At 62.7% G+C, this 26,356-nt stretch carries 25 protein-coding genes; 13 read left to right on the top strand and 12 right to left on the bottom strand.

Translation table 11 applies throughout. From position 1 onward, the window contains the following. Positions 1-6 precede the first annotated feature (6 nt). The 3 genes from ACIQLF_RS05760 to ACIQLF_RS05750 form a co-directional block, all read right to left on the bottom strand. Positions 7-1,314, bottom strand: coding sequence for an MFS transporter (locus tag ACIQLF_RS05760; RefSeq protein ID WP_400295494.1), 1,308 nt, complete (start codon positions 1,312-1,314; stop codon positions 7-9). Positions 1,315-1,421: 107 nt separating this feature from the next. After that, positions 1,422-2,654: an ROK family protein gene (locus ACIQLF_RS05755; RefSeq protein ID WP_400295491.1), complete on the bottom strand. Its 1,233-nt coding sequence runs from the start codon at positions 2,652-2,654 to the stop codon at positions 1,422-1,424. A 30-nt stretch (positions 2,655-2,684) separates the two neighbouring features. Next, a complete protein-coding gene (locus ACIQLF_RS05750) occupies positions 2,685-3,284 on the bottom strand; it encodes a TetR/AcrR family transcriptional regulator (RefSeq protein ID WP_400295489.1) in 600 nt (199 codons plus the stop codon). 176 nt (positions 3,285-3,460) lie between these two features. Between ACIQLF_RS05750 and ACIQLF_RS05745 the strand changes: the two genes are divergently transcribed. Both ACIQLF_RS05745 and ACIQLF_RS05740 read left to right on the top strand, forming a co-directional pair. Next, entirely contained in the window at positions 3,461-4,231 is a 771-nt protein-coding gene (locus ACIQLF_RS05745; protein ID WP_400295486.1) for a phosphatase PAP2 family protein, read from the top strand. Next, positions 4,228-6,033, top strand: coding sequence for a glycoside hydrolase family 3 protein (locus tag ACIQLF_RS05740; RefSeq protein WP_400295483.1), 1,806 nt, complete (start codon positions 4,228-4,230; stop codon positions 6,031-6,033). Before ACIQLF_RS05745 ends, ACIQLF_RS05740 begins: the two co-directional genes overlap by 4 nt. Positions 6,034-6,114: 81 nt before the next feature. On the opposite strand, the gene ACIQLF_RS05735 is transcribed toward ACIQLF_RS05740, so the two are convergent. After that, positions 6,115-7,110 (bottom strand): alkaline phosphatase family protein, encoded by a 996-nt coding sequence (locus ACIQLF_RS05735; RefSeq protein WP_400295480.1) that lies wholly within the window; start codon positions 7,108-7,110, stop codon positions 6,115-6,117. A gap of 223 nt (positions 7,111-7,333) precedes the next feature. On the opposite strand from ACIQLF_RS05735, the gene ACIQLF_RS05730 reads away from it, so the two are divergent. The 5 genes from ACIQLF_RS05730 (at position 7,334) to ACIQLF_RS05710 (ending at position 10,645) form a co-directional block, all read left to right on the top strand. Further along, the gene (locus tag ACIQLF_RS05730) at positions 7,334-7,630 is read left to right on the top strand and encodes a hypothetical protein (RefSeq protein WP_400295478.1); all 297 of its coding nucleotides are present in this window, start codon (positions 7,334-7,336) and stop codon (positions 7,628-7,630) included. A gap of 423 nt (positions 7,631-8,053) precedes the next feature. After that, a complete protein-coding gene (locus tag ACIQLF_RS05725) occupies positions 8,054-8,941 on the top strand; it encodes a class II glutamine amidotransferase (RefSeq protein WP_400295476.1) in 888 nt (295 codons plus the stop codon). Positions 8,942-9,092: 151 nt separating this feature from the next. Next, positions 9,093-9,698, top strand: a complete 606-nt coding sequence (locus tag ACIQLF_RS05720; protein WP_400295475.1) for a GNAT family N-acetyltransferase — start codon at positions 9,093-9,095, stop codon at positions 9,696-9,698. A 228-nt stretch (positions 9,699-9,926) separates the two neighbouring features. Beyond that, positions 9,927-10,310, top strand: coding sequence for a DUF3054 domain-containing protein (locus ACIQLF_RS05715; protein ID WP_400295472.1), 384 nt, complete (start codon positions 9,927-9,929; stop codon positions 10,308-10,310). A 56-nt stretch (positions 10,311-10,366) separates the two neighbouring features. Next, on the top strand, positions 10,367-10,645 hold the full coding sequence (locus ACIQLF_RS05710) for an Lrp/AsnC ligand binding domain-containing protein (RefSeq protein ID WP_209996998.1): 279 nt from the start codon (positions 10,367-10,369) through the stop codon (positions 10,643-10,645). Between the two features lie 283 nt (positions 10,646-10,928). Here ACIQLF_RS05710 and trpD read toward each other — a convergent pair whose 3' ends face one another. Beyond that, a complete protein-coding gene (trpD, locus tag ACIQLF_RS05705) occupies positions 10,929-11,981 on the bottom strand; it encodes an anthranilate phosphoribosyltransferase (protein WP_400295469.1) in 1,053 nt (350 codons plus the stop codon). 146 nt (positions 11,982-12,127) lie between these two features. Between trpD and ACIQLF_RS05700 the strand changes: the two genes are divergently transcribed. From ACIQLF_RS05700 to ACIQLF_RS05680, 5 genes are all read left to right on the top strand, one after another. Next, positions 12,128-12,766 (top strand): heme-copper oxidase subunit III, encoded by a 639-nt coding sequence (locus ACIQLF_RS05700; RefSeq protein ID WP_377738798.1) that lies wholly within the window; start codon positions 12,128-12,130, stop codon positions 12,764-12,766. A gap of 65 nt (positions 12,767-12,831) precedes the next feature. Next, on the top strand, positions 12,832-13,620 hold the full coding sequence (locus ACIQLF_RS05695) for a cytochrome c (RefSeq protein ID WP_400295466.1): 789 nt from the start codon (positions 12,832-12,834) through the stop codon (positions 13,618-13,620). 70 nt (positions 13,621-13,690) lie between these two features. Then, positions 13,691-14,734, top strand: coding sequence for a Rieske 2Fe-2S domain-containing protein (locus ACIQLF_RS05690; RefSeq protein ID WP_400295463.1), 1,044 nt, complete (start codon positions 13,691-13,693; stop codon positions 14,732-14,734). A gap of 3 nt (positions 14,735-14,737) precedes the next feature. Further along, positions 14,738-16,408 (top strand): cytochrome bc complex cytochrome b subunit, encoded by a 1,671-nt coding sequence (locus tag ACIQLF_RS05685; protein WP_400295461.1) that lies wholly within the window; start codon positions 14,738-14,740, stop codon positions 16,406-16,408. 446 nt (positions 16,409-16,854) lie between these two features. Then, the gene (locus tag ACIQLF_RS05680; RefSeq protein WP_400295458.1) at positions 16,855-17,133 is read left to right on the top strand and encodes a DUF4190 domain-containing protein; all 279 of its coding nucleotides are present in this window, start codon (positions 16,855-16,857) and stop codon (positions 17,131-17,133) included. A 1,271-nt stretch (positions 17,134-18,404) separates the two neighbouring features. On the opposite strand, the gene ACIQLF_RS05675 is transcribed toward ACIQLF_RS05680, so the two are convergent. From ACIQLF_RS05675 to ACIQLF_RS05650, 6 genes are all read right to left on the bottom strand, one after another. Next, entirely contained in the window at positions 18,405-19,187 is a 783-nt protein-coding gene (locus tag ACIQLF_RS05675) for a GntR family transcriptional regulator (protein WP_400295455.1), read from the bottom strand. Between the two features lie 140 nt (positions 19,188-19,327). Beyond that, the gene (locus tag ACIQLF_RS05670; RefSeq protein ID WP_400295452.1) at positions 19,328-19,729 is read right to left on the bottom strand and encodes a cytochrome c oxidase subunit 4; all 402 of its coding nucleotides are present in this window, start codon (positions 19,727-19,729) and stop codon (positions 19,328-19,330) included. 2 nt (positions 19,730-19,731) lie between these two features. After that, positions 19,732-21,450, bottom strand: coding sequence for a cytochrome c oxidase subunit I (gene ctaD, locus ACIQLF_RS05665; RefSeq protein WP_400295449.1), 1,719 nt, complete (start codon positions 21,448-21,450; stop codon positions 19,732-19,734). A gap of 6 nt (positions 21,451-21,456) precedes the next feature. Next, positions 21,457-22,332, bottom strand: a complete 876-nt coding sequence (coxB, locus tag ACIQLF_RS05660; RefSeq protein WP_400295446.1) for a cytochrome c oxidase subunit II — start codon at positions 22,330-22,332, stop codon at positions 21,457-21,459. Positions 22,333-22,537: 205 nt separating this feature from the next. After that, the gene (locus tag ACIQLF_RS05655) at positions 22,538-22,912 is read right to left on the bottom strand and encodes an iron-sulfur cluster assembly accessory protein (protein WP_209997008.1); all 375 of its coding nucleotides are present in this window, start codon (positions 22,910-22,912) and stop codon (positions 22,538-22,540) included. Between the two features lie 106 nt (positions 22,913-23,018). Then, the gene (locus tag ACIQLF_RS05650) at positions 23,019-24,428 is read right to left on the bottom strand and encodes a dipeptidase (RefSeq protein ID WP_400295442.1); all 1,410 of its coding nucleotides are present in this window, start codon (positions 24,426-24,428) and stop codon (positions 23,019-23,021) included. Positions 24,429-24,497: 69 nt separating this feature from the next. On the opposite strand from ACIQLF_RS05650, the gene ACIQLF_RS05645 reads away from it, so the two are divergent. Beyond that, positions 24,498-25,079, top strand: a complete 582-nt coding sequence (locus ACIQLF_RS05645) for a DUF3043 domain-containing protein (RefSeq protein ID WP_400295439.1) — start codon at positions 24,498-24,500, stop codon at positions 25,077-25,079. A 166-nt stretch (positions 25,080-25,245) separates the two neighbouring features. On the opposite strand, the gene ACIQLF_RS05640 is transcribed toward ACIQLF_RS05645, so the two are convergent. Next, the gene (locus ACIQLF_RS05640; RefSeq protein WP_400295436.1) at positions 25,246-26,340 is read right to left on the bottom strand and encodes a quinone-dependent dihydroorotate dehydrogenase; all 1,095 of its coding nucleotides are present in this window, start codon (positions 26,338-26,340) and stop codon (positions 25,246-25,248) included. Between the last annotated feature and the right edge of the window lie 16 nt (positions 26,341-26,356).

Genomic DNA, 26,356 nt, shown 5'->3' with positions numbered 1-26,356 from the left:
GTGCTCCTAGCGAACGCTCTTGATGGGAACCAGCACGAACGCTGCAACGACCACGCAAACCATGCCGAAGATGAACAACGCGGGGTATCCGCCCAGCGAGCCGATGAGGATGCCGGCGATCGCCGGGCTCAGGGCCTGCGGGATGTTCGTTGCAACGTTGAGGATGCCCAGGTCCTTGCCGGCGGCGGCGCCGCCGCCGGGCAGGACCTCTGTCATCAGTGCGGTGTCGCACGCCATGTAGAGTCCGAAGCCGAAACCGTTGATGGCGCTCATGATGAACATGCCCGTCATGTTCGGCATCACGAGCGGGAAGGCCAGCCCGATGACCATGAACACGGTGGCCGCGTAGATGAAGACCTTGCGCTTGCCGATCTTGTCGCTCCACCAGCCACCCAGGGAGATCGAGATCAGCGTGGTGGCCATGCCGGAAAGCGCCACCAGGCCGATGGATCCGTTGGCCTCCGTCAGGCTCAGGCCGATGTAGTCGGTGAGGATGAACAGCTGGAAGGCGAAGACCACGAAGTAACCGAGGATGAAGAAGAAGCGTGCGGCGAAGGCCCACGCGAAGTCGGGGTTCTCCTTCGGGTTGATCCAGAATCCGGTGAAGAACTGCTTCCAGCTGAACGGCGTGCGCGGCATGTCCTTGCTGGAAAAGTCGCGGTTGAACACCACGAACAGGAGCGTTGCCACCAGCACGGCGATGCCGAAGACCGTGTAGCCCAGGCCCGCGTTGCTGGCCAGTGCCCCGGCGACCAGGACGCCGATGGTGCTTCCGGCCATGGTGCCGATTCCTACCATGGCGGAGGCGACGCCACGGCGGGAGGTCGGGAAGCGGTCGGGCACGATCGCCGTCATGGGACCCTGCAGTGCATTGAGCGAGACCTGGATGGTTGCCCAGAAGATGGCGATCCACAGGATGGACTGCAATCCGGAGAGCCCCATCAGGAACACGGCGCCGGCCGCGGCGCCGATGATCATCCAGGGCGCCCGCTTGCCCATCCGGCTGCGGGTGCGGTCGCTGAACGCGCCCACCAGAGGCTGGGCGAAGAGCGTGAGGATGAATGAGACGGTGCTGACGATGGCCAGGTTGGAGACCTTGTTTGTCTCGTCGATGGCCGCGACCTGGTTGGGCAGCAACACGGAAATGAGGCCGCTGTAGGTGGCAAAGAGCACCATCGAGGTGATGGCCAGTGACGGCAGGAGCGAACGGCTGACCGGTGGCCGCGCTCGGGAGTCGCCGGCCTGGGCAGCGGCGTCGGACAGGACGGTCTGGCCGGAGGGGCCTGCGTCGAAGGAAGGAGCTGGAGTGGACACGATATTCCTCATCGTTGAGTTTCCCGGGATCGAACTTCCGGCCGTCGGGGATTGACGGTGCTAATTGATGAGTATGCTGCCCACGAGGCAATAGTTCAAGGGTTGAACTATGTTAATTTACGAAGGGGATCCAGCAGCAGTCGGTCTCTGGCACTCCAGATCGCGCCCAGCAGCGCGGCATCCCCGTCCTGCCGACCTGCCACCACGATGGTCCCCTCTCCCGCTGCATCAGGCCAAGTCACGGGTCGGATGCCGACAAAATGTTCCGACACGGAGTCCGCAAGCCGCGCCCAGAAGCCGCCCAGGACAATAGCCTGCGGGTCGAACGACATGGCCAGGATCTGCAGCGCCCGGGCGATCCACCCGGCCGCACCGTCCCAGGCTGCCAGTGCCGCCGGCTCGCGGGCCAGGACGCGATCGGTGAACTCGTCAAGCGCCACCGCGAGCCCCCTCGCGGCCAATAGGGGCCCCAGACCCGCCGCGTGCAGGACGGCATCGGGTCCGGCAACCGTCACGAGGCATCCGCGCTGCCCGCAGCCGCAAGGCTCCCCTTGGGGCACGATCGGCATGTGCCCGAACGCCCCGGCCAACCGGTGGGCGCCCTCGACGACCGCGCCGTTGAGGATGATGGCCCCTCCGATGCCCGAGTTGCTCTTGATGTAGATCAAGTCCAAGGTGTCTTTGAGCCGCACAAGCTCCGCCATCGCCGCCACGGGGGCATCGGACACCAGCGACACGTCCTCGGGCACGCGGGGCTCCCGCCGCCGGAGCCCGCCCAGCACGTCGACCGCTCCCCAGCCCAGGTCCGTGTCCGCGAGGACCACCGGTGGTTCTGCGCCCACCGGGGCGAAGACGACGACGGTCATGTCTGCCAGGCGTCGACCCAGGTCTCGGCACGCATCGAGGGTCCGCCCCAGGACGGAGGCCATGACATCCAGGATGGGTTCGGGGTGGCCCATGGGACGGCCGTGCTGCTCGGCGATGCGCAACAACGGCTCGCCCGTGATCGTCGTGAGCAATCCGGTGACCCGGTCGGCGTCCAGCTGGAGGGCCAGGATCGCCGCATGGTCCGCGGCGAGGTTGAGCAGCGTCAGCGGCCGGCCCTTGCCGCGCGCGTTCTCAGGGGAGGCCTCGTGGACGATCGCGGCATCAAGCAACACCGCGGTCAGCGCCGTCACCGATCCACGGGTCAGGCCCGTCCCGTCGGCGATCTGACTGCGGGAGCTGGGTCCGTTTTCCAGCAGGTAGCGGACCACAATGCTCAGGTTGTGCCTGCGCACGTCTCCACTGACAAGGGTCCCCGCGGACTCCGCGGGTGCGGGGGAACTTCGAAGTGCCATGGCCCGAGTTTAGCCACAGGAAAGTGGAACCTACTCCCCCGATGACGCGGACGGCACCACTGCGTCGATGAGCGATACCAAATAATCAAGGTGGCCTGCCATGTCGATCCCGGGCTCCAGCATCCACTGCACCTGAAGGCCGTCGGCGACGGCAATGACAACCGCCGCCATTTTCTCCGGGTCGCGATCCGCGGAGAGCAGCCCGGCGGACTGCCTTTCCCGCAACGCCTCGGCGAGTGTGGCACGGAAGTCCCGGTATCTCCCCACGAAGAAGTCATGGGCGGGGTGGGCGGGGTCGCTGGCCGCGGCGGAGAGCGTTGCGTGGAGCTGGACCAGGCCAGGAACCTCGGCATTGTGCCGCATGATCGCGCTCAGCGTGGTGAACGGATCGCCGCCGGCGGAATGCTGCCTGGCAAAGTCGTCCTCATCGCGTTTCTTGAGGATGGCCGCCAGCAGGTCTTCCTTGGAGTCGAAGTAGTGCATCAACCCCGGCAGGCTCAGGCTGCACGAACGGGCCACCTCGCGCAACGAGGTGCCGCGGTAGCCTTCCCGGGAAAAGATCTCCAGGGCCGTGCGCAGGATTTCCTCGCGCTTGGCAACGCCTTTGGGGTATGGGCCTTTCGGAGACATGCCCCTGATCTTACAACACTTGTCGATCCTGGATTTCACCCTTGTGCAACAAAACGGCTCAATGTATGTTTTTGCTATTCACGCCAAGGTGGCGCCCATCCGAAAGGACAAGAGCTCATGAGAACACCACGCGCCGCGGATGCCCGCGGCCCTCTGCCGGACAGGTCGATCGGCTAGTGGCCGCCCAGATTGATCCGTCCGGCGAAGAGCCCTCGGTGCGGGCTGGTCGAGGTGCCACGCAGGGCATGCCCGACAACGGCCGCAGTCGCTGGCAATGGCTTGCCGCGGTGATATCCGTGGCCTTTGCCGTGCTGATGATGCTTGCGTTGATACCGGCACCCGCGACCCCGTTCTTTCAGGGATTCGACGAGTGGTGGTACTCGCTTGTGGCCGGGACGGCCGGATACGAGCCTTCCGGCGCGGTGGCCTTGCTCAACGCCTTCGGCGGACCGCCGGGCATCGTCATGCTGCCGTTGCTGATCATCGGCCTGCTCCTTGCCCGACGGCGGTGGGCGGTCCTGTTCGCCGTCCTGGTCTACATCGTTCCGATGCTCTTCGCCCAGGTGTTCAAGAACGTGGTGGACCGACCCCGCCCGGAGAACTCGCTGGTGATGGTGGACCACGGCTCGTTCCCGTCCGGACACGTCACCCTGACTGCGGCGCTCATGGTCATGTTCATCGCATTGCTGTCCCCGCGGGTGCGGCGCTATTGGTGGCCTGTGGCCGTGGCCTTCGTGCTGGCGATGATGTGGAGCCGTACGTTCCTTGCAGCCCACTGGCTGACCGACACCGCGGCCGGCGCCGTGTTGGGTGCCGGCGTGGCGTTGATGCTGTGGTGGCTGTGCGCTCCCCTTCTTGCCCGCGATGACGCCCGACGCAAACTGCGCAAACGTGAAACACCCGCCCCGATCACCGAACTCTCAGATGCAAAGGAACCATCCTCATGAGCGATCCCACGGCAACCAACCCCGTTGATCCGGCCTTCCGCAACGCAAGCCTGCCGGTCGGTGAGCGGGTCGAGAACCTGCTGTCGCAGATGACGCTGGAGGAAAAAGCGGGCCTGTTCTTCCACACCATGATCACCATCGGCGAGGACGGCGAACTGGCGGAAGCCAACCCCGTCTTCGGCATCCCCTCCACCGCGGAGCTGGTCGAAGGCCGACGCATGACCCACTTCAACGTGTTCGGTGCCGCCGACAGTGCCACCCAGATGGCTCTCTGGCACAACAAGTTGCAGGAACTGGCCGGCGCCTCCCGGCTCGGCATCCCCGTCACGCTCTCCACCGACCCACGGCACTCGTTCGCGGAAAACCCCGGCACCGCGATGCTGGCCGGCCCGTTCTCACAGTGGCCGGAGCCCCTCGGGCTGGCGGCGATCGGCGACGCGGACCTGGTGGAGCGCTTCGGCGACATCGCCCGCCAGGAGTACACGGCCGTCGGGCTGCGCGTGGCGCTGCACCCGCAGATCGACCTGGCCACCGAACCGCGCTGGGCCCGCCAGGTGGCAACCTTCGGCGAGGACGCCGAGCTGACCGGCAAGCTGGCCGCCGCCTACATCCGCGGCTTCCAGGGGGAAACCCTGGGCACCGATTCCGTGGCGACCATGACCAAGCACTTCCCCGGCGGCGGGCCCCAGAAGGACGGGGAGGACCCGCACTTCGCCTACGGCCGCGAGCAGGTCTACCCGGGGGACAACTTCGAGCACCACCTGCTGCCGTTCGAGGCCGCGTTCGACGCCGGCACCAGCCAGATCATGCCCTACTACGGCATGCCCGTGGGCACCGAGTACGACGAGGTCGGCTTCGGCTTCAACAAGTCGGTCATCACCGGCCTGCTCCGGGACCGCTACAAGTTTGACGGCGTCGTCTGCACCGACTGGGGGCTGCTCAGCGACGCGGTCATTGCCGTGGAGCCCTTCCCCGCCCGGGCCTGGGGCGTGGAACACCTCTCCACCCGGGACCGCATGCTTGCCGTGCTGAATGCCGGGGCCGACCAGTTCGGCGGCGAGGCCATCCCGGAGCTCCTGGTCGATCTGGTCCGTGGCGGCGAAATCGCGGAGGACCGGATCGACGTGTCGGCCCGCAGGATCCTGAGCGAGAAGTTCGTGCTCGGGCTCTTCGACTCCCCCATGGTCGACGTCGAACGGGCCGAGTCGGTCGTCGGCAGCGCGGAATTCCGGGCCGCGGGCGAGGCCGCCCAGCGTGCATCGTTCACGCTGCTCACCAACCGGCCCGATGCCTCCGGCGCGCCCGTCCTGCCGTTGCCCCGCGGCACCAAGGTCTATCTGCGAGGCGTCTCCGCGGAGGCTGCCGCGGGCTACGGAACGGTGGTCGGTACCCCGGAGGAGGCCGACGTCGCCATCGTGCGCCTGCAGGCACCGTTCGAACAGCGCGACACCATGTTCGAGAACTTCTTCCATGCCGGATCGCTCGACTACCCGGCGGAGCAGATCGAGGAGCTGGCCGCGCTGTGCGGCACGGTCCCGACAGTGATCGACGTGTTCCTGGACCGCCCGGCCATCCTCACGCCGCTGGCCGAGGAGGCCGCTGCCATCACCGCCAACTTCGGCGCCGGCGGTCGCGCGCTGCTTGACGTGCTCTTTGGCGAGGCGGAACCGCAGGGAAGGCTGCCCATGGACCTGCCGCGTTCCATGGACGCCGTGAAGGCGAGCCTTCCGGACGTTCCGTTCGACACCGCCGACCCGCTGTTCCGGTTCGGCCACGGCCTGGGCTACGCCACGGGGTCCTAGCAGGAACCCCGAGAAACGGGTTTCGTGTCGATGCCCAGTTCGTTCCCTGTCATTTCCGGCGGGGAACGAACCGGGCATTTCCTACTTAAGCATGTCGCTCATGACCGGTGCATTCCTGTCGTTCTCCGTCATCGGAGCCAATCCCCACCGGCTTTCAATGGTGCGCAGCAGGGAGTAATGGTCGTACTTCCGGTGTGATTTGAAGGCTAGCCGGGCGGCCGGTCCGGCGAAGATCGTTGGCACCGAGTTGTTCCCGCCCTCGTCCTCGTCCTCATCCCAGGTGATCACCAGCAGGGAGTTCCGGGTCGTGAAGGCGGGCGACGCCAGGATCTTGGGCACTTGGTGAGACAGCCATTCATCTCCCGTTTTTACGGGGCAGTCGTGCATGTCGTTGCAGACGTTGGGGCTGATGAACACGTAGTCCGGCAGCCCGGCGGCGGATTCCAGGTCCTTGCCGAGCTGCGTCAGGGGAACGACGTGTGCCTCGCAGTGGGACTTGTCGTCGGTGACTCCGGGGTAGTACATGAACGGATTGTGCCTCACCGCGTAGAGGCCGGAATTCTTGGCCGTGCAGGGCGCCGGCATGCTCTCGGCATACATCTTCCAGGTTCGCCCGGACTGCTCGATGGCGTCGGTGATGTTCGGGACCCGTGCCGTGCAGCCTTCCCCTGGTTCGCAGGTACGCGTGATGCCGGCAGTGGTGCCGCTGGTCATGGCCAGGTAGTTGGGAAGGCTCGGGTGCGTCACGGCCCGGTAGTTGGTGGCCAGCGCATTCTCGTTGGCCAACTTGTTGATGTAGGGGGCGGCGTCGCTGCCCAGGATGGTCGAGCGCGAGCGGTTCTCCTCGACAATGATGACGACGTGCTCGAGCGCGTCCTTCGGAACCGGTACGGGCTCGGGACTGCCCGCTGGATGGCTAGTGCTCGGACTTGTGCTCGGACTTGTGCTTGGGCCGGGCGCAGTGGTCGAAGTTGATGGCCCGGCGGCGGGTTCCGGCGAGGTGCATCCCGTCACCAGCGGTCCCGTTGCGAAGAATCCGATCGCAACCGCAACAAGGAATCTGTTCATCCGGCCCATCACCCGATACTAGTCCGGGTGATCGCAGCTTCCCATCCCTCCGGCACGAGAATTCCGCGGCGGCCTGTGAGGTTGCGACCCCCCTGCTCGGCGCCGGCGGGCAGCACGCCGGCAAGCTCATCCACCGGTATGGGAACCACTGGCAGCCGACACCCTTGACTCCCAAATGGGCGGGGTCTATTACTGGGGTGTCCGATACATCCCTTTCGCCCAAGGAACAATCATGGGATCCACGCCCTACGGAGTTGTGCACTTCTTCCCGGGAGGCACCAAGGAGCAGTACGACGTTTCAGTTGCCGCGGTCCACCCGGCAGACGGGAGCCTGCCGGAAGGCCAGATCTTCCACGCCGGTGGCGCTTCCGCCGGTGGCTGGACGATCATGGCCGTCCACGATTCGAAGGAGAGCTGGGAGAAGTTCCGCGACGACACCCTCCTTCCACGCCTGAAGGAAGGCATCGAGGGCGGATTCACGACGCCGCCCGAAGAAACCACCATCGATCTGTACAAGGTCATGCCCTAGCGATGGAAGAAGGCCGCTGCCAACTCAATCGGCAGCGGCCTTCTTGCGCGCGGTGTCATGACAGGACCAAGAGACTGCGATGGCCAAAAACCCGACTTGACCCACGGGGAAACCGATTCGGCGTGTGGCTGCCGAAGCAACCTGGCTAAGGCGACGCCGGTACCTGACTTAGGGCCAAGCTATGCACAAGCGACTGAACGCTCGATCTCTCCTGCTCGGAGGGCCTTCGTTCTCGACCTTTCCAAGACCAGGCGCTCGCCGAAGTCTCCTCGATCAACAACCATGCCCCCGAACGGACGCTGCGGGAAATGTTGTCCTGACGCCACTTGATAAGCCCCGGTCGTCAGGACAAGGTGGGCTTGAAGCGCAGTACGGGCAAGACCACGGGGAAGCGCCAAGTTCCTCACTAGCGAGGGGGCAACAATGTGCCGCTTGTTCGGTATGCATGCGGGCCACCATCCGGCCAAGGCGTCGTTCTGGCTGCTGAGGGCGGCCAACAGCCTGGAACACCAAAGCCGCTATGGGCCCGACGGAACGGGAATCGGTTCATTCGCCCCCGACGGCACCCCGTGCATCAGCAAGCAGCCGATCTCGGCCCGGCACGATCCCGAGTTCGCCTTCGAAGCCAAGCACCTCGAGAGCACCACGTTCCTCGCCCATGTCCGCTACGCGAGCACCGGCGGGCACACTCCCAAGAACACCCATCCTTTTATGCAGGACGGCCGCCTGCTGGCCCACAACGGCGTACTCGGCGCTCTCGGGGAACTCGACAGGCGTTTGGCCTTGCTCGGGACTTCGCACCTGGTCCTAGGCCAGACCGATAGCGAGCGCATGTTCGCCTTGGTCACCGCTGAAATCCGGCGGAACAAGGGCGACGTGGCCACGGGGATCGCCGCCGCCCTCACCTGGATCTCGGAGCACCTTCCCGTGTACAGCCTGAACTTCATCCTGACCACGGCAACAGACCTCTGGGCCGTCCGCTATCCCCGAACGCACGAGCTCTACGTGCTGGAGCGACGCATCGAGACCAACTTGCCCCACGAAACCCTGGTGATGCATAGCGCCCGAATCCATGCACACAGCCCAGCGCTCGCCGCACGATCGTCCGTCATCGTGGCCACGGAGAGGATGAATGCGGATCCCGCCTGGCGCCTGATGGAACCGGGAGAACTGTTGCATGTCAACGAGGACCTTGGCGTGGAGTCCACCTTCCCGCTGCCGGAAAACCCGCTGCAACTGATGACACTGAAGCAGCTGGACCCCCAGACCGCCGCCTCCCAACATCCATACAGCCCTGCCGGGACTTCCTGAACACGGAACGAGCATCCACGGGGCGTCCACATGGCCATCCGTCTGGCTCGAATATTTATTCTAACCAGACGCGCCGGACGGACGATGCCACTGCAACCACCCTTCCGGCGCGGCCCCGACGACGAAGAATCCGATCTGGGAACATGGGTCCATGGCCATCACTTCCGACCCGTGGACGTCGGACCCCTCGCCACAGGGCGTCCGGGTGAAGCTCGTGCTGGTGCCCCGGGACGCACTCGATGCACTAGCCAGGGGTGACTTGCTCCACGCCGGATCCCTGCTGCAGCTTGAGCTGACGCCGTACCTGACAACCACCGAATGCCGAGCCGTTTGGATCAGGCGTCGTCGGCAAATCGACAGGGATGCTGCAGAGGCACCATGGGTTACCAGGATTGTCGTTGACGCGGGAACGGGGACTGTCGTGGGACGTGCGGGATTCCACGGCAAGCCGGATGCCACGGGAATGGTCGAAATCGGCTACGCAATAGATCCCGCGCACCGCCGACGGGGTTACGCACGCGCCGTCCTGGTGACACTGATCGATACCGCAAGGCACGATCCCCGCGTGAACACGGTACGGGCATGCATTCGCCCCGACAACGTCCCCTCACGCAACCTGGTCGACCAATACGACTTCCATGTGGTCGGCGAACAATGGGATGAAGAAGACGGGCTGGAAATAGTGCTCGAGCTCAATCTTCGATGGGCACTATCGACCCATCAACCATCCGGGCGGCCTCACGACCCGCGCGAATGACGGCGAGTCAATCGGAACCACCCCAAGGCCATCCATCATCGACGCACCAAGAACACTTAGACGGCCGGCAATTTCCCGGAAGCAAGCGGCACGGTCAACCGGACCAATGGAGAAAGACGAATCAAATTCAAGATCCAGCGCTCGCCGAGTGCCCGATGGGGCGCAAAGCCGGAAGCGTTCCCGAAGGCGCCGTCTGGCACCAGATACCACTGCCCGTAGAATAGCTATATGACCTCTCGCAAGACCTGGATCGCCTATTTCGCGATCGACGTGGTTCTAGTCCTGCTCTTTGCCCTAAGCGGGCGACAATCACATGAGCACTCATTGACCGTGCTCGGCGTCCTGCAAACCGCGGCCCCCTTTCTTATCGCGCTGACGCTTCTGAGCCTGCTCTCGCGTCCATGGATCAACCATTCGCGCCTCTGGCCCACCGGCGTCCTTGTTTGGATCGGCACGGTCGCACTGGGGCTGGCGTTCCGTGTGCTCTTTGGCGGCACCGCCGCGGTTCCCTTCATCATCGTCGCCACTATCGTTCTCGGCGTTTTCTTGATGGGTCGACGGGTCATCACCACTCTTATTGCGCGCCGCAGTGTGCGCTCCGCCAAGTCCTGAACTAGGCTCTGCCTAGGCTTCGGACTGACACCCATTCAATTACTGGAGGTAACACCGTGGTCACTGCATTCGTGATGATCCAAACAGCTTCTGACAGCATTCCCGAGTGCGCAGAAAAGATCTCAGACATCGAGGGCATTTCCGAGGTCTACTCGGTGGCCGGCGACTGGGATCTCATTGCCATCGCGCGAGTGCGTCACCATGAGGACCTGGCCGAAGTCATTGCCAACCGACTCTCGAAGGTCCCAGGAATCAAGGGCACACAGACCCACATAGCTTTCAGGGCATACTCGAGCCACGACCTCGATGCCGCCTTCTCGCTCGGACTCGAGTAAGTCTCGGCCCCAAAACCTCAGCAGCATCCCGGCGGGTGGCTTGTCGTCGATCAACTCCGATCGGCAACAAGCCACCCGCTTGCTTTAAGCCATATCCCTGAGTGCGCATGCGATCGCTGCCGTCCGCCGAACGGCCCTACAGCGCCTCCTGAGCCCTTGCAGCCGGATCTGCACCCTCCGGCTGCGTTCAATGCCCAAGGCTCCAGAAACAGCCGTGGCACGCCTTGCGCCCCATGGGGGCAGGCGTGCCACGGATCAATATCTTGGATTGGCGGCTCAGGAACTAAGCGGTCGCCGCGATCCATGCTTCAAGCGCGCGCTTGGCCGCTCCGGAATCAATCGCATCCTCGGCCCTCGCCTTTGCCGCCGTGAGCCGTTCCTGCAGGGTGCCGTCGGCCGATGCGTCCAGCGCCACCAGGCCGGCGGCCGCATTGAGCACCACCGCGTCGCGGATCGGCCCGCGGGCTCCGTCGAGGATCTCGCGAACCACCTGTGCGTTGTGTGCGGAGTCTCCCCCGCGCAAATCGTCCAAGGTGGCACGGGCCATCCCGATGTCCTGGGCGTCAAAGAGTGATTCGGTGACCTTGCCGTCACGAACCTCCCAGACACGGTTCGGTGCAGTCGTGGTGAACTCGTCCAAGCCGTCCTCCCCGCGGAACACCAACGCGCGAACGCCACGGGCGGCCAGTACGCCGGCCATGAGCGGAGCCATGCGCAAGTCGGAGCAGCCGATGGCGGATGCCGTTGGCTGGGAGGGATTGGTCAGCGGACCCATGAAGTTGAATGCCGTCGGCACGCCCAACTCCCGACGGGGCACCGCGGCATTGCGCATGGAAGGGTGGAACACCTGGGCGAAGCAGAAAGTGATGTTGGCCGCATCAAGGACGTCCTCGAGCCGGTCGATAGGCATATCAAGCCGCACGCCGAGGGCCTCAAGCACGTCCGCCGAGCCCGCGGAAGATGACGCGGCCCGGTTTCCGTGTTTAACGATCTTGGCACCGGCCCCGGCGCACACCAGAGAGGCCATGGTGGAGATGTTCACCGTGTTTTGCCTGTCACCGCCGGTTCCAACGATGTCTAGTCGGTCACCCTCTATTGTGAGCGGCCTCGCATTGGCCAGCATTGCCTCCACGAGCCCGGTTAGCTCGTCGACGGTTTCGCCCTTGGAACGGAGCGCGACAAGGAAGCCAGCCACCTGGGAATCGGTGGCGTTGCCCGTCATCACCTCGCCCATGGCCCAATACGCTTGGTCCCGATCCAGGTCGCCGCCGGCGATCAGGCTCGAGAGAATTGTTGGCCATGTGGGGAACTTTTGCTGCGCTCGAATCGTTGACACGCCTCTAGGTTATCTACGAATCGTAGAAAGTCTGAAATGTTAATCCCGCGTGTTTCCGCGGTTGTAGGCGTGAAGTGCCCAAAATTCGCGCCACGCGGGGGGCAATGCATTGGTGTCAGAGGCACTTTTATAGACATAATGGCTCTGTGACAACTGCGACTCATGCCCTAAATGCCCCGGCGCATCCTGCGCCGAACCGTCCCAACATGGTGTCGGTAGGAACTGTCGTCTGGCTATCCAGCGAGCTCATGTTCTTTGCCGCGCTATTCGCCATGTACTTCACACTCCGCGCTGCATCGCCGGAAATGTGGGCGACCGAAACCGCGAAACTCAACGTTCCGTTCGCACTTATCAACACGATCATCCTGGTCTCGAGCTCATTCTCCTGCCAGTTGGGTGTCTTCCGTGCCGAGGATCTTAAGCCTCGCCGCACCGGCGGACTGTTCAACTTGAAGGAATGGGGAATGGTCGAATGGTTCGTCCTGACCTTCATTCTCGGTGCCATCTTTGTTTCCGTTCAGGCCTACGAGTACACCGAACTGGTTGCTCACGGCATTGCGTTGAACTCCAACGCATACGGCTCTGTCTTCTACATGACCACCGGCTTCCACGGCTTGCACGTGGCCGGCGGCCTCATCGCCTTCTTGCTGATCATCGGTCGCGCACTCATTGCGCGTAAGTTCGGTCACTACGAAGCAACCGGTGCGATTGTGGTGTCCTACTACTGGCACTTCGTCGACGTCGTGTGGATCGCCCTGTTCATCATCATCTACTTCCTGAAGTAGCGCACTCCAAAAGTTGCCTACTTACGGCAACTCCCAGTTCTAAGAAATAAGTGAGGAACCAGCAAGTGAAGGCTCTTTCGCAAAGGCGCCGCCATCCACTCGCCGCCGTCGCGCTGCTTTTGATGGGCCTGCTCATCACCGGAGGCCTGTATGTGGCCGCCGGCAGCGTCAACGAGGCTAAGGCAGCCACTGGATACACCGCTAGCGACATCGAACAAGGCAACAAGCTCTTCGTCGCCAACTGTGCCACCTGCCACGGCTTGAATGCCGAAGGATCCGCAGACGGTCCTTCGCTGATTGGTGTTGGCGCCGCTGCAGTCGACTTCCAGGTCGGTACCGGCCGTATGCCGATGCAGATGCAGGGCCCCCAGGCTCCGATCAAGCCGGTGCAGTTCGATGACGAACAGATTTCTCAGCTCGCCGCATTCGTTGCGAGCTTGGGTGCCGGACCATCCATCCCCTCCGAGGAAGTCCTTGATACTTCCAAGGGCAACTCCGCCGAAGGCGGCACCGTATTCCGCGTGAACTGCGCAATGTGTCACAACGCCGCCGCAGCGGGTGGTGCTCTTACGCGCGGAAAGTTCGCTCCTTCCTTGGCTGGAGTTTCGGAAAAGCACATCTACGAGGCCATGATCACCGGCCCGCAGAACATGCCTGTCTTCAACGACTCCAACATCACCCCCGAAGAGAAGCGCAACGTCATCACCTTCCTGAAGGAAATCGATTCCCAGGGTTCGCCCGGCGGAGCAAGGCTCGGTTCGCTGGGTCCGGTATCTGAAGGTCTCTTCATCTGGACCGCTGGTTTGGGCATCATCATCGCCTTCACCATCTGGCTCACTTCGCGTCCTTCTTAAGGCCGCAGACGGCTAACCCCGTCGAAATCACTACGTACTAATGAATCTTGAGAAAAGGATGAGAGACAACATGGGCGACCATAGTCACGGCAGTCCGGACGATTCGGGCACCGTTGCTAAGGCTGGCACGGGAACCCTGGATAAGTTCCAGGATCCCGGCCTTCCGCCGCATCGGAAGCGCTTGGCAGATACCGACCCGCGAGCAGAGAAGCGAGCAGAGCGTCAGGTAGCGCTGCTCTTTATCATCTCCATCATCGGAACGCTGTCGTTCTTCATTGCTTACTTCGTTCTCGGACGTCCGGAAACCCTCTCGGAAATCCGCGTCCAGAACTCGATGCTCGGCCTTGGCACCACATTTGCAATGCTCGGCATCGGTATCGGCATCGTCCACTGGGCCAAGACCCTGATGCCGGACCACGAAGTCTCGGAAATGCGCCACGAGATCCGCCCCGAAGCGGATCGCCAGGACGCCGAAGACATCATCAACCAGGTCATCGAAGAAACCGGCATCAAGCGCCGCCCGTTGATTCGCAACACCCTGATCGGTGCCATCGCTTTGGCTCCGGTTCCGGCGATCTTCATGTTCCGCGACCTTGAGGGTTCGGGCAAGACCGCAGGCCAGCTGATCGAACAGCTGCGTCACACCATGTGGGAAAAGGACGTTCGCCTCACCCGCGACCCGTCCGGCACCCCGATCAAGGCTTCCGACGTTCAGATCGGTTCGGTCTTCCACGTCATCCCCGAGGGCTTGAACGAGTCCGAGGATCCGCTGAACGAAAAGGCCAAGGCAGTTGTACTGCTGATGCGCCTGGACCCGGCGAAGATGACCATCTCCCCCGGCCGCGAGAACTGGCACGTAGACGGCATCGTCGCCTACTCGAAGATCTGCACCCACGTGGGTTGCCCGGTTGCTCTTTACGAGCAGCAGACGCACCACCTGCTGTGCCCGTGCCACCAGTCGACCTTCGACCTCACCCGCGAGTGCAAGGTTGTCTTCGGTCCGGCCGGTCGTCCGCTGCCACAGCTGCCAATCACGGTTGACTCCAACGGCTTCCTGGTCGCCCAAAGCGACTTCCACGAGCCTGTTGGACCGAGCTACTGGGAGCGTGGCTAATCCATGAGCACCACTACTGAATACACCCCGAAGACCGCCACGGGTCGCATCGCCAACTTCGTTGACGAGCGCACCGGCGGCTCGGCCATGGTCAAGGAGTTCGGTCGCAAGATCTTCCCCGACCACTGGTCCTTCATGTTTGGCGAGGTGGCGTTGTACACCTTCGTACTGCTGCTCATCTCGGGAACGTTCCTGACGTTCTTCTTCGACCCGTCGATGACCCACGTCATCTACGACGGTTCGTACAACCCGCTCAAGGGCATTGGCATGTCCGCCGCATACGCGTCGTCGTTGGATATCTCCTTCGACATCCGCGGCGGTCTGTTCATGCGCCAGGTCCACCACTGGTCCGCACTGCTCTTCGTTGCGGCCGTGTCGGTCCACATGCTCCGCGTGTTCTTCACCGGCGCTTTCCGCAAGCCGCGCGAACTGAACTGGGTTGTTGGCGGCGTGCTGCTCATCCTGGCGATGGCTGCGGGCTTCACCGGCTACTCGCTCCCCGATGACCTGCTCTCCGGCAACGGCCTGCGCATCATCGACGGCGTCATGAAGTCGATCCCGGTTGTCGGCACGTACATCTCGTTCTTCCTCTTCGGTGGGGAATTCCCGGGTACTGCTGTCATTCCGCGTCTTTACTCGCTGCACATCATGATCGTGCCTGCCATCATCCTTCTGATGGTCGGCCTGCACCTGTTCATGGTCATCGTGCACAAGCACACCCAGTACCCCGGCCCGGGCCGCACCAACGACAACGTCGTAGGCTTCCCGGTTGGTCCGGTTTACGCAGCGAAGGCCGGCGGCTTCTTCTTCATCGTCTTCGGCATCGTAGCCTTCATCTCGGGCTTCTTCACGATCAACCCGATCTGGAACTACGGACCGTACGACCCGTCGCCGGTTTCCGCAGGCACCCAGCCTGACTGGTACATCGGTTGGGTTGACGGCGCGTTGCGCCTGATGCCGGGCGTGCTTGGCAACTTCTCCTTCGAGTGGAACATCCCGTTCCCCTGGGGCACCAACACCCTGGTGTTGAACGTGCTGCTTCCGGCACTGGTTCCGGCCGGCATCATCTTCACCTTGATGTTCACCTGGCCGTGGATCGAACGCTGGCTCACCAAGGACAACCGCGAACACCACCTGTTGGATCGCCCGCGCAACGCACCGTTCCGTACGGCCGTCGGTGTTGCAGGCGTCGTTTCCTACTGCGTGATGTGGGCTGCGGCTTCCTCGGACTTGATCGCAACGCACTTCCACGTGTCGTTGAACGACGTGACGTACTGGTTGCGCACGCTGTTCATCGTTGGCCCGATCCTCGGCTTCATCCTTGCCCGCCGCATCGCATTGTCGCTGCAGCGCAAGGACCGCGAGATCGTCCTGCACGGTCGTGAAGCGGGCATCATCGAGATGTCGCCGGAAGGCGGCTTCTCGGAGAAGCACGAAGAACTCGACGTGTACCAGCAGTACCACCTGGCCACCTTCGAAGACCGCAAGGTCATTCCGGCTCAGCCGGACGCAGCAGGCCACATCTCCGCCAAGGAGAAGCGCCGTGGCGCACTGTCTAGGTTCTTCTTCGAGGATCGTGTCGCTCCGGTGACTCCGTCCGAGTTGGCAGCCGCCAAGGCTGCACATGGACATGCAGAGATCGAAGGATCCGAACAGGATTCGATCGGTCACTAGGTTCCACCAGGAACCAGCCCAAGCTGTGGGGCCCGTCTTCGGACGGGCCCCACAGCCGTTTAACGGCAGATCCGTGCTCACTCCCCCGGGCACGGCGATCGGGCTGTTCGGCGGAGTGGCCGATCGCCGCCATCCTCGGGGCCAAGCTATGCCCAATGCGGCATCGCTGGCACACTCTGCAGTGGTGGGAGAAACCGAAAGGCACGACAACGGCCTGTTGCTGCGGATCGTGAGGCGCGGTTCGGGGCATGGACGCTGCAAACACCGCGTAGAGTTCTCGTGCAGCCGCCCGGACAGGACCGCGACGAGATGCACAAAATCCAGAACCACCGGTTCTCCAGCCCTCCCCAGATACACCGGGCCACCGGACGATGCATCTGTTGATAGCCGCTCGGCTTCTGCCGCCGGAGCGAACCCACGGAAGAGGACACGGAAAGGATTCCCAGATGATCACTCCTCGGTACCCGGCACCGGATCCGCAGCCTCGCGGCTACGGATCCGGACCTGACAAGACCAACCCGCTTGCCATCGCCGCGCTGGCCGCATCGTTCGTCATCGGCCTGACAGGGGTCGTCTTGGGGCACATAGCGCTGCACCAGATCAAGCCCACCCGGGAACGCGACCGCGGATTGGCCATCACCGCATTGCTGATCGGCTACGCATCCACGGCCGCCGGCGCCTACTTAATCGCGGGCCTCTTTTCGGCAACGGGCGACAAAGACTGATCCACTTCACATGCAGCGCCCGGCAAAGTCGGGCGCTGCATGTGACACGTTCTCCGGCCTGGAACCGGGTCGGTGTGGCTCGTGATGGAAACCGTCGCCCAATCCCCGGAGGAGGGATCCCCCGCAGCACCACCGCCGGGTGCCTATGCGTCCGTCCTCCCCCTTCGGATCGCCGCGAGCTGCTGTGCAGACACACCTCAACACGAACGGACTCCAGTTGAATCGCAGCGCAGAGATCTCCGTCGCATTTCGCCGACGAACACGGTCCGGTAGTTGTTTGTGTGAAACCCACAGATGTCAGCACTGCGCCCCATGCCCGTCAAGGCCGCGGGGATTACATCGCAGCGCAGGTAGTCGAGGTCGTCGAAAGCATGCTTGAGGTCCATGGAGCCAATGGCCGCATCAAATCGGCAGCCAAAAATCTTGTCCTGGGCTCGAGCGACCGTGAACTAGTCGCTCACCGATACCGAGGTAGACGGAAGCCCCGGTCAATGAGTCCGCCGATCATTCCCGCCGCCGCGCCCGGCAGTGCAATGAGGGCAGCGAGCTGCCGTAGCATGCTGTACGGCAGCAAAAGGGCAACTCCCCCAATCAAGACGGCAGGCGCAGCCACCCAAGCCGTAACCCAATGCGGATGGCCTCGCAGGAGTGACCAGGAGGCCGCCGGTGGTGAGGCCGAGGAGCCGCCAAGTATGTACAGGTTGCCGACGCGGGCGTCCTCCTCGAGACCCGGCACGGGGAAGTATCCCAAAATAAACATCGACCTCCACAAACCAATGGCCATCAGGACAATGGATGTCGCGACCAGAAGCGCCCAGAGGACGGCACCGGGCCAACCTGCACGGCGGACGGAAGCCCTGTTCTGGACCATAGCCGGCACTTCGTTCCGCGTTACCTACCCTCTGCTGCCGCCAGCACCAGCACCGGTTGAGCGACAAGCGCTGCTGCCAGGATTGCGGCTGCAACCCGCCCGCTCCAGTGGAGGTGCGAAGACGAACGCAACGCTATCGCCCAACTTCTGGACATGTCAGCGTATCCATCCAACAGTTGGACAACGATCGGGCTCGATGGCTAAACCACTGGCACGCGCCGGGCACCATCCCTTGGAAGCCTTGCGCCATGTAGTCGAGGACTTGAGTACGGGCACGATTAGTCGCCAGATGCCTTACGGTCCGACATGGAATTCGCGGAATCCCGGACCAGTCGGTTCACGAGCAGCTTGCCGCGTGTGTCCACTACCGCCTGGACGGCCTCCTAAGCGCTTTGTGCGGCTACAGGGTGGTGTAGCGCGGTGTGCGGCTTCCCTGGCGCTGCAGCGGCACGAATAGCTTGTAGCGGTCCGAGCGGTAGAGCGAGACCGAGTAGTCGACGAGCCCATCCCCCACGAAGGCGTACCTGGTGATCTTCAGCAACGGGAACCCGATCTCGACTTGGAGCAGATCGGCGTTCGCCGCGGTGGCCGCCGTGCTTTCGATCTGGTCCTCTCCCCATTCAAGGACGAGTCCGTAGCGCTCATGCAATGACTGGTAGAGCGAAATCGGCGGCGGGTCGTTGAGGAAGCCTGGCACCAGGTCGCTGGGCATGAAGTTCTCGTCAAGGCTCATGGGTTTGCCGTCGGCCAACAGCAGGCGCCTGAAGCGTATGACGGGTGCTCCCTCGTCGATCTGCATGTGCCGAGAGAGGCTTCCGGTGGCCGGGACCTCGTCGAAACGCAGCACATGGGCGTCGGGGACCATGCCGCGCCTGATCATCTCCTCGCTGTAGGAGTTCAGGCGCACCTGCAGGTCGACCTTCGGGTGCGCAACAAAGGTGCCCACACCCACGACGCGCTTGAGGACCTGGTCTTCAACCAATGAATCGATGGCCTGCCGCAGCGTCTTCCGGGCCACGCCAAGCGAGGCGGCCAGCTCGCGTTCGGGCGGGAGCTTGAAACCGGGTTGGCACACCGTCTTGGCATGGGTGCGCAGGATTTCACGGATCTGCCGGTATTTGCCAAGGGGTGAGCCGTCGTCGATGGCACCGAGAACCGGCGGCTGTGGCGCATAGGGTTTCACGTCTACTCCATTTGTTGAGGCCCAGGAACTGCCTGCATTAATTCTCGCGCATGAAAGCGGGGTTAAGCGCAAAGAGTCGGTGTTCCCCCCTTACGGGGAAACACCGACTCTTCAAAAACTGCGGTTAGAACACACCCGGATTAGTGGGCGTGGGCACCGCGGCTGTACTCGTAAACCCAACCGACCAAGCCGATTACGGCGAGGCCTGCACCGATGTACAGTACCCACCAGCCCAGTGCAAGGCCGGCGAAGCCGGTAGCGGCACCGAAACCGAGGAACAACGGCCACCAGCTCCACGGGGAGAAGAGGCCGATGGTGCCGGCGTTCTCGTGGATGTCGCCGTCAACGCGGTCTTCGGGGCGTGCGCCCACGCGACGAGCGGTGTGCAACAAGTACCAACCGATCATCATCGACAGACCGGAGAGCATGAACAAACTGAGGAAACCGACAGGTTCCTTCCAGTCGACCATGATGCCGTAAACGATTCCTACGGGGGTGAAGAAGAAGATACCACCGAGGAAGAGCCAGGACTCAACTTTCATCTCTACTTATCCTTCTGGTCAGCCGGGCCGAAGATCTTTGCCACTGCGTTATCCGGGGTCGAGCGTGCGCTCAGTTCCGGGTGGTGCAGGTCAAGAGCCGGGCGTTCGGAGCGAATACGCGGGATGGAGTGGAAGTTGTGGCGCGGCGGCGGGCAAGAGGTTGCCCATTCCAGCGACGCACCGAAGCCCCACGGATCATCCACGAGAATCTTCTTGCCCTTGCGGTGGGTGGTCCATACGTTCCAGAAGAACGGAATCATGGACATGCCCAGGATGAAGGAGAAGATCGTCGAGAACTGGTTCATGGTGGTGAAACCATCTTCAGGCATGTAGTCGGCGTAACGACGCGGCATGCCCATGACACCCAGCCAGTGCTGGATGAGGAAGGTGCCGTGGAAGCCGATGAACAGGAGCCAGAAGTGGATCTTGCCAAGGCGCTCGTTGAGCATCTTGCCGGTCCACTTTGGCCACCAGAAGTAGAATCCGGCGAACATTGCGAACACGACGGTGCCGAAGACCACGTAGTGGAAGTGTGCAACCACGAAGTAGGTGTCCGAAACGTGGAAGTCCAGCGGCGGAGCCGAAAGGATGATGCCGGTCAGGCCGCCGAAGAGGAAGGTCACCATGAATCCGAGGCTCCAGAGCATCGGGGTTTCGAAGGTGATCGATCCGCGCCAGAGGGTCCCGATCCAGTTGAAGAACTTCACACCGGTAGGTACGGCGATCAGCATGGTCATGAAGCCGAAGAACGGAAGCATGACAGAGCCGGTGACGTACATGTGGTGCGCCCAAACCGCCACGGACAGTGCCGCGATGGAGATGGTTGCGAAGATCAGGCCCTTGTAGCCGAAGATCGGCTTGCGGCTGAAGACCGGGAAGATTTCCGAGACGATGCCGAAGAACGGCAGCGCGATGATGTAAACCTCGGGGTGTCCGAAGAACCAGAACAGGTGCTGCCAGAGAACCGGCCCGCCTGCTTCCGGATCAAAGACGTGCGCCCCGAACCGTCGGTCAGCGCCCAGTGCGAACAGTGCGGCTGCCAGCGGCGGGAATGCCATCAGGACCAGGATCGCGGTGATCAGCGTGTTCCAGGTGAAGATCGACATACGCCACATGGTCATGCCCGGTGCACGCAGGCAGATGATCGTGGTGATGAAGTTGACGGCGCCGAGAATGGTGCCGAAGCCCGACAGCGCCAGGCCGAAGACCCAGAGGTCGCCACCCACGCCGGGGCTGAAGGTGGTGTTCGACAGCGGTGCGTAGGCGAACCAGCCGAAGGAGGCTGCGCCCTGCGGGGTCAGGTAACCGGACAGCGCGATGATCGAGCCAAAGGAGAAGAACCAGAAGGCCAGTGCGTTCAGGCGTGGGAAGGCCACGTCCGGTGCGCCGATCTGGAGCGGCATCATGACGTTTGCGAAGCCCGCGAAGAGCGGGGTTGCAAACATGAGCAGCATGATCGTGCCGTGCATTGTAAACAGCTGGTTGTACTGTTCCTTGGTCTGCAGGATCTGCATACCCGGTTCGAACAGCTCGGCACGGATGATCAAAGCCATCACGCCGCCGATGCAGAAGAAGATGAACGACATGATCAGGTACATGTACCCGATGGTCTTGTGGTCGGTGGAGGTGATCCAGTTGACGAAGATCCGTCCCTTGGAAACCGGAACCACGCGCGGTGCGAGGCTAGCGGCCCCGTCGGTTGCGTATTCGTAAGTAGTCACGATGGATTACTCCTTTTCCGCGCCGTGGGCGGCTGCCTGGTTGACCTTGCCCGGCTGGCGATCGTATTCCTCGCCCAAGTGGCCATCCTTCATGGTGGCCAGCTGTGCCTGGAATTCGGCCTCGGAAACTACCTTGACGTTGAACAGCATCTCAGAGTGGTATTCGCCACAGAGTTCTGCGCACTTGCCGTCAAACTGACCCTCGACCTGTGGGGTGAGGTAGATGTAGTTCGTCTTGCCCGGAATCATGTCCAGCTTCTGCAGGAACGCAGGTACCCAGAACGAGTGGATGACGTCACGGCTGTTCAGCTCGAGCGTGACGCTCTTTCCAACCGGCAGGTACAGGGTCGGCAGGGTCTCTTCAACGCCAGGCTTACCGGTGAGGTGAGCCTGGACGGTTGCGTCGTACTTCTCTACGCCCTTGTAGGTGTAGTTGTAGTCCCATGCCCACTGCTTGGCACGGACGTCCACGACGAGCTCGGAGTCGACCTTGGTGTTGATCGTCTTTTCGGTCTGGTCGGAGAACGTGAAGAACGTCAGGACCAAGACCAACGGCACGGCCGTGTAGAAAATTTCGATTGGCAAGTTGTAGCTGAGCTGGCGTGGGTAGCCAGTATCGTCCTTGCGACGGCGGTAAGCGATGATGCACCAAAGCATCAGGCCCCACGTTAAAATGCCGATGACAAGCGCTGCAATCCACGAGTTGACCCAGAGATCCTGGATCATACTGGTGTGGTTGGTGGTGTCACGTTCGACGTTTGGGAGCCAACCTCGCTGGGCTTCCGCTGAACATCCCGTCAACAACAACGCGCCAGCGCCAGCAATAGCCAAGACTTTGGCTCTGCCTTTGCGGCGGCTGCTGGTTCGGTCTTGCGAACTCACAGACGGCCCTTCCTCTTTGTTGGTGCTGAATGAGTCTTCGACGCTCAGCCGCCGGACTCAAGTGAATCAACGCTGATGAGGTCGAAGAAAACCATAGTTTTACTACTTATCGTAGAGCTTACCCTCTCGGGCGCTCGAATGCCGACCAAAACACCGCCCACGCGTGAAGATGTCTCAACGCGTGGGCGGTGTATTTGGTTCCGACTTAGTGGAAAGAATCTCCACAGGCGCAGGAACCGCCGGCGCTCGGGTTGTCGATGGTGAAGCCCTGCTTGGCAATGGTGTCTTCGAAGTCAATCGAAGCACCTGCCAAGTACGGGACGCTCATCTTGTCCACTACAACTTCAACGCCGTCGTACTCGTTAACCGCGTCGCCTTCGAGCAGTCGCTCGTCGAAGTAGAGCTGGTAGATCAGGCCCGAGCATCCCCCTGGCTGAACGGCGACGCGCAACCGGAGATCGGTGCGGCCTTCCTGTTCAAGCAGTGAACGGACCTTGTCTGCAGCGACATCGGAGAGCTTGACCTCGTGGGTCGGCAACTCGGTAGCATCGGCGGTGGTTTCGTTGGGTGCAGCTGTCATGCTTGATCCTCCATTTACTGCTCAACTTGGGCCACGCCTCAAGCGTCGCCCCTCATCTTCTATGGTACGTCGACGCCGCAAAGGATGTCGCGGCGCCCCTTGTGACTTAGAGCCCGTAGTTGTTCAAGCGTGCCAAGAGCATCGCCTCGGCCAAAATTGCATGACGGAAGTCACCCAAATGAAGCGACTCGTTGGCCGAGTGGGCGCGCGAATCGGGATCCTCGACGCCGGTGACAAGGATCTGTGCTTGCGGGAAGACCTCGAGGAGGTCGGAGATGAACGGGATGGAGCCGCCGATTCCGGTTTCCACGGCCGGCACGCCCCACGCCTCGCCCAAGGCCCAGAGGCTTGCCTGCGCGGCAGGTGCCGAGGTGTCGGTGGAGAAAGCCTGTCCCGCCTCGTCGGATTCGAAGCTGACCTGCGCACCGCGCAGGTCCTGGGCCATGATGTGGGTCCGGACCGCTTCCACGGCCTCTTGCGGATCCTGGCCCGGGGCCAGACGCAGGCTCAACTTGAACCGGGTCGACGGGATCAGCGTGTTGGAAGAGACAGCAACGGTCGGAATGTCCATCCCGATGATCGAGAGCGCCGGCTTGTTCCACAGGCGGTCGGAGATCTTGCCGTTGCCGGCAAGAACAACCGAATCCAAGACCGAGGAATCGGTGCGGAAGTCGGCTTCCGGGTATTCAACCTCGGCGGTCTCGTTGGCGACCAGTCCGGCGATTGCCACGTTGCCCTCGGCGTCGTGGAAGGTGGAGATCAGGCGGGCGGCGATCGTCGGGGCGTCGAGGACCGGTCCCCCGAACATGCCCGAGTGCACGGCATGGTCCAAAACGCGGACCTCGACCACTCCCCCGGCCATGCCACGCAGCGACGTGGTCAGTGCCGGGACGCCGACCTTCCAGTTGCTGGAGTCCGCAACGACGATCACGTCGGCCTCGAGGCGGTCGCGGTGGGTCTCAAGGAAGTTGCGGAAGCTCGGCGAACCGGCTTCTTCCTCGCCCTCCAGGAAGAACGTGACGCCGAGGCCGAATTCCTCGACCTTGGCCAGCACCGCGCGCAGGGCGGCGATGTGGACCATGATGCCGGCCTTGTCGTCGGCAGCGCCGCGGCCGAAAAGGCGTCCATCGATCTCGGTGGCTTCGAAGGGCTTGGTGTTCCAGAGGGCTTCATCCCCCGGAGGCTGCACGTCGTGGTGCGCGTATAGCAAGATAGTCGGCTTGCCGTCGCGGGCGGGGCGGTTTGCGACGATGGCCGGGCCGCCCATGGCGCCGGATTCGGTGGGTACGCGCAGGATATCGACCTGTTCCATCCCCGCGTCGCGTACGAGTTGCGCCACGGCCTCGGCGCTTCGGTCCAGTTGCGTGGCGTCGAACGACTCCCAGGCGATGCCCGGGATTGCCACAAGGTTGCTCAGTTCGGAAACGATTCGTCCGAAGTCGTTGTCGATGTGGTTGCTCAGTGCGTCGCGATCCACACCGAATGACGTCGAAACGGCGGTGTTCTTGGTAGTCATACTCGAAAGCCTACAACCGTGCCGTGTCCTGGATGAGGGAGGCGTGCCACACGCGGGTAGACTATATGGGTGTTTGGACGCAAGAAAGATCAGGCAGCTTCCGTAGAAGCGCCCACAGAAGAGACCATCAAGCCCACCGGCAAAAATGCCCCGACTCCCAAGCGTAATGCCCAGGAAGCAAGCCGCCAGCGGCCATTGGTTCCCACGGACCGCAAGCTTGCGCGTGAAGCAGAGCGCGCCCAGCGCCTCGAAGCGCAGAACCGCATGCGCCTGGCAAATGAAACGGGCGACGAGCGATACATGGCGCTCCGCGACCGCGGCGACCAGAAGCGTTTCGCCCGCGATTTCGTGGACCGCCGCTTCATGATCGGCGAGTACCTGATGTTCGCCGTCTTCGGCTTCCTGATCATCTCGCTGACGATGCAGTCGTTCCTGACGATTCAGGCATACATCGTCTTCGCGCTGTGGGCCCTTGTCGCCCTCGTGGTCGTCGACTCGTTCTTCATGTCCCGCGGACTGAAGAAGGGCCTTGTCGCCCGCTACGGCTCGGTCGAGCGGGGCGTCGTCTGGTACGGCGTCATGCGCGGCATGCAGTTCCGCAAGCTGCGCCTGCCCAAGCCCCAGGTACGTCGCGGAGACGATCCGCGCTAAACGCACAAGCGTTCAATAATCCACACAAGGCGTGTGTTGCACCGGAAGCGGCGCAACACACGCCTTTTTCATGGCCTCGCGGCCCGGATAGACAAATGGGTCGGTTGGGTTTTCCGCTCAAATCCCGCGGAAAACCCAACCGACCCATCGCCTTGCCCGGGGCGGCCTATGCCTGGTTGCGCAGGCTGACCCCGTTGGCAACGGCCTTGGCCAAGGTCTTGTTGATGCCGCGTGCCCACAGCGGTCCCTCGTAGAGGAAAGCGGTGTAACCCTGCACCAGGTCCGCGCCCGCCTGCAGGCGTTCGATGACGTCTTCGCCGGTGGTGACGCCGCCAACGGAAATGATCGCCATGCTGGCGTGCACCTTGGCGCGCAACACCTTCAAGACCTCGAGCGAGCGTTCCTTCAGCGGTGCGCCGCTCAAGCCGCCGGCCCCGATCTCGGCAACCTTGAACGCGTCGGAGGTCAATCCGTCGCGCGAGATCGTGGTGTTCGTCGCGATGATGCCGTCGAGCTTCAGCTCCTGGGCCAGGGTTGCGACATCCGCTATGTCCTCATCGGTCAGGTCGGGCGCGATCTTCACCAGCAGCGGGATATGGCGCCCGGCCACGCGGTCGGCCTCGGCGCCAACGGCACTCAGCAATGGACGCAGCGATTCAACGCTCTGCAGCAATCGCAAACCGGGGGTGTTGGGCGAAGACACGTTGACCACCAGGTAGTCGGCGTGCGGGGCGAGTTCGCGGGTGGAGACCAGGTAGTCCTCCACAGCGTCCTCGAGCTCCACGACCTTGGTCTTGCCGATGTTGATGCCGATCACCGGGCGGTGTGCACCGAAGCGGCGGTTCAGCAGCATGCGGGCGGCGCGGGTCCGCGGGGCCACTGCATGGGCGCCATCGTTGTTGAAGCCCATGCGGTTGATGACTGCTTTGTCTTCAATCAGGCGGAAAAGCCGGGGTTGCTCGTTGCCGGGCTGGGCTGCACCGGTGATCGTCCCGACTTCCACGTGGCCAAAGCCCAGGTCGGCAAGGGAGCCGATGCCGGCACCTTCCTTGTCGAAACCCGCGGCCAGGCCGAAGGGCGACGGGAAATCGATGCCCATGACCGTGCGGCGCAAGGAAGAATCGGGGGAACAAATCATGCGGGCGACGCTCGAAAGCCCGACCTTTTCGGAAAGTCGAATGGCGTTAAAGGCAAAGTGGTGGGCCTTTTCGGGGTCCATGCCCGAGAAAAGCACACGGAAAATCGTGGGATAGATGCGCATAATCTCCAGTCTTCCC

This window comes from Paeniglutamicibacter sp. NPDC091659, assembly GCF_044756805.1.
GTDB lineage: Bacteria > Actinomycetota > Actinomycetes > Actinomycetales > Micrococcaceae > Paeniglutamicibacter.
The sequence above is the reverse complement of the archived record's forward strand: the minus strand, read 5'-3'. Positions and strand labels throughout refer to the sequence as shown.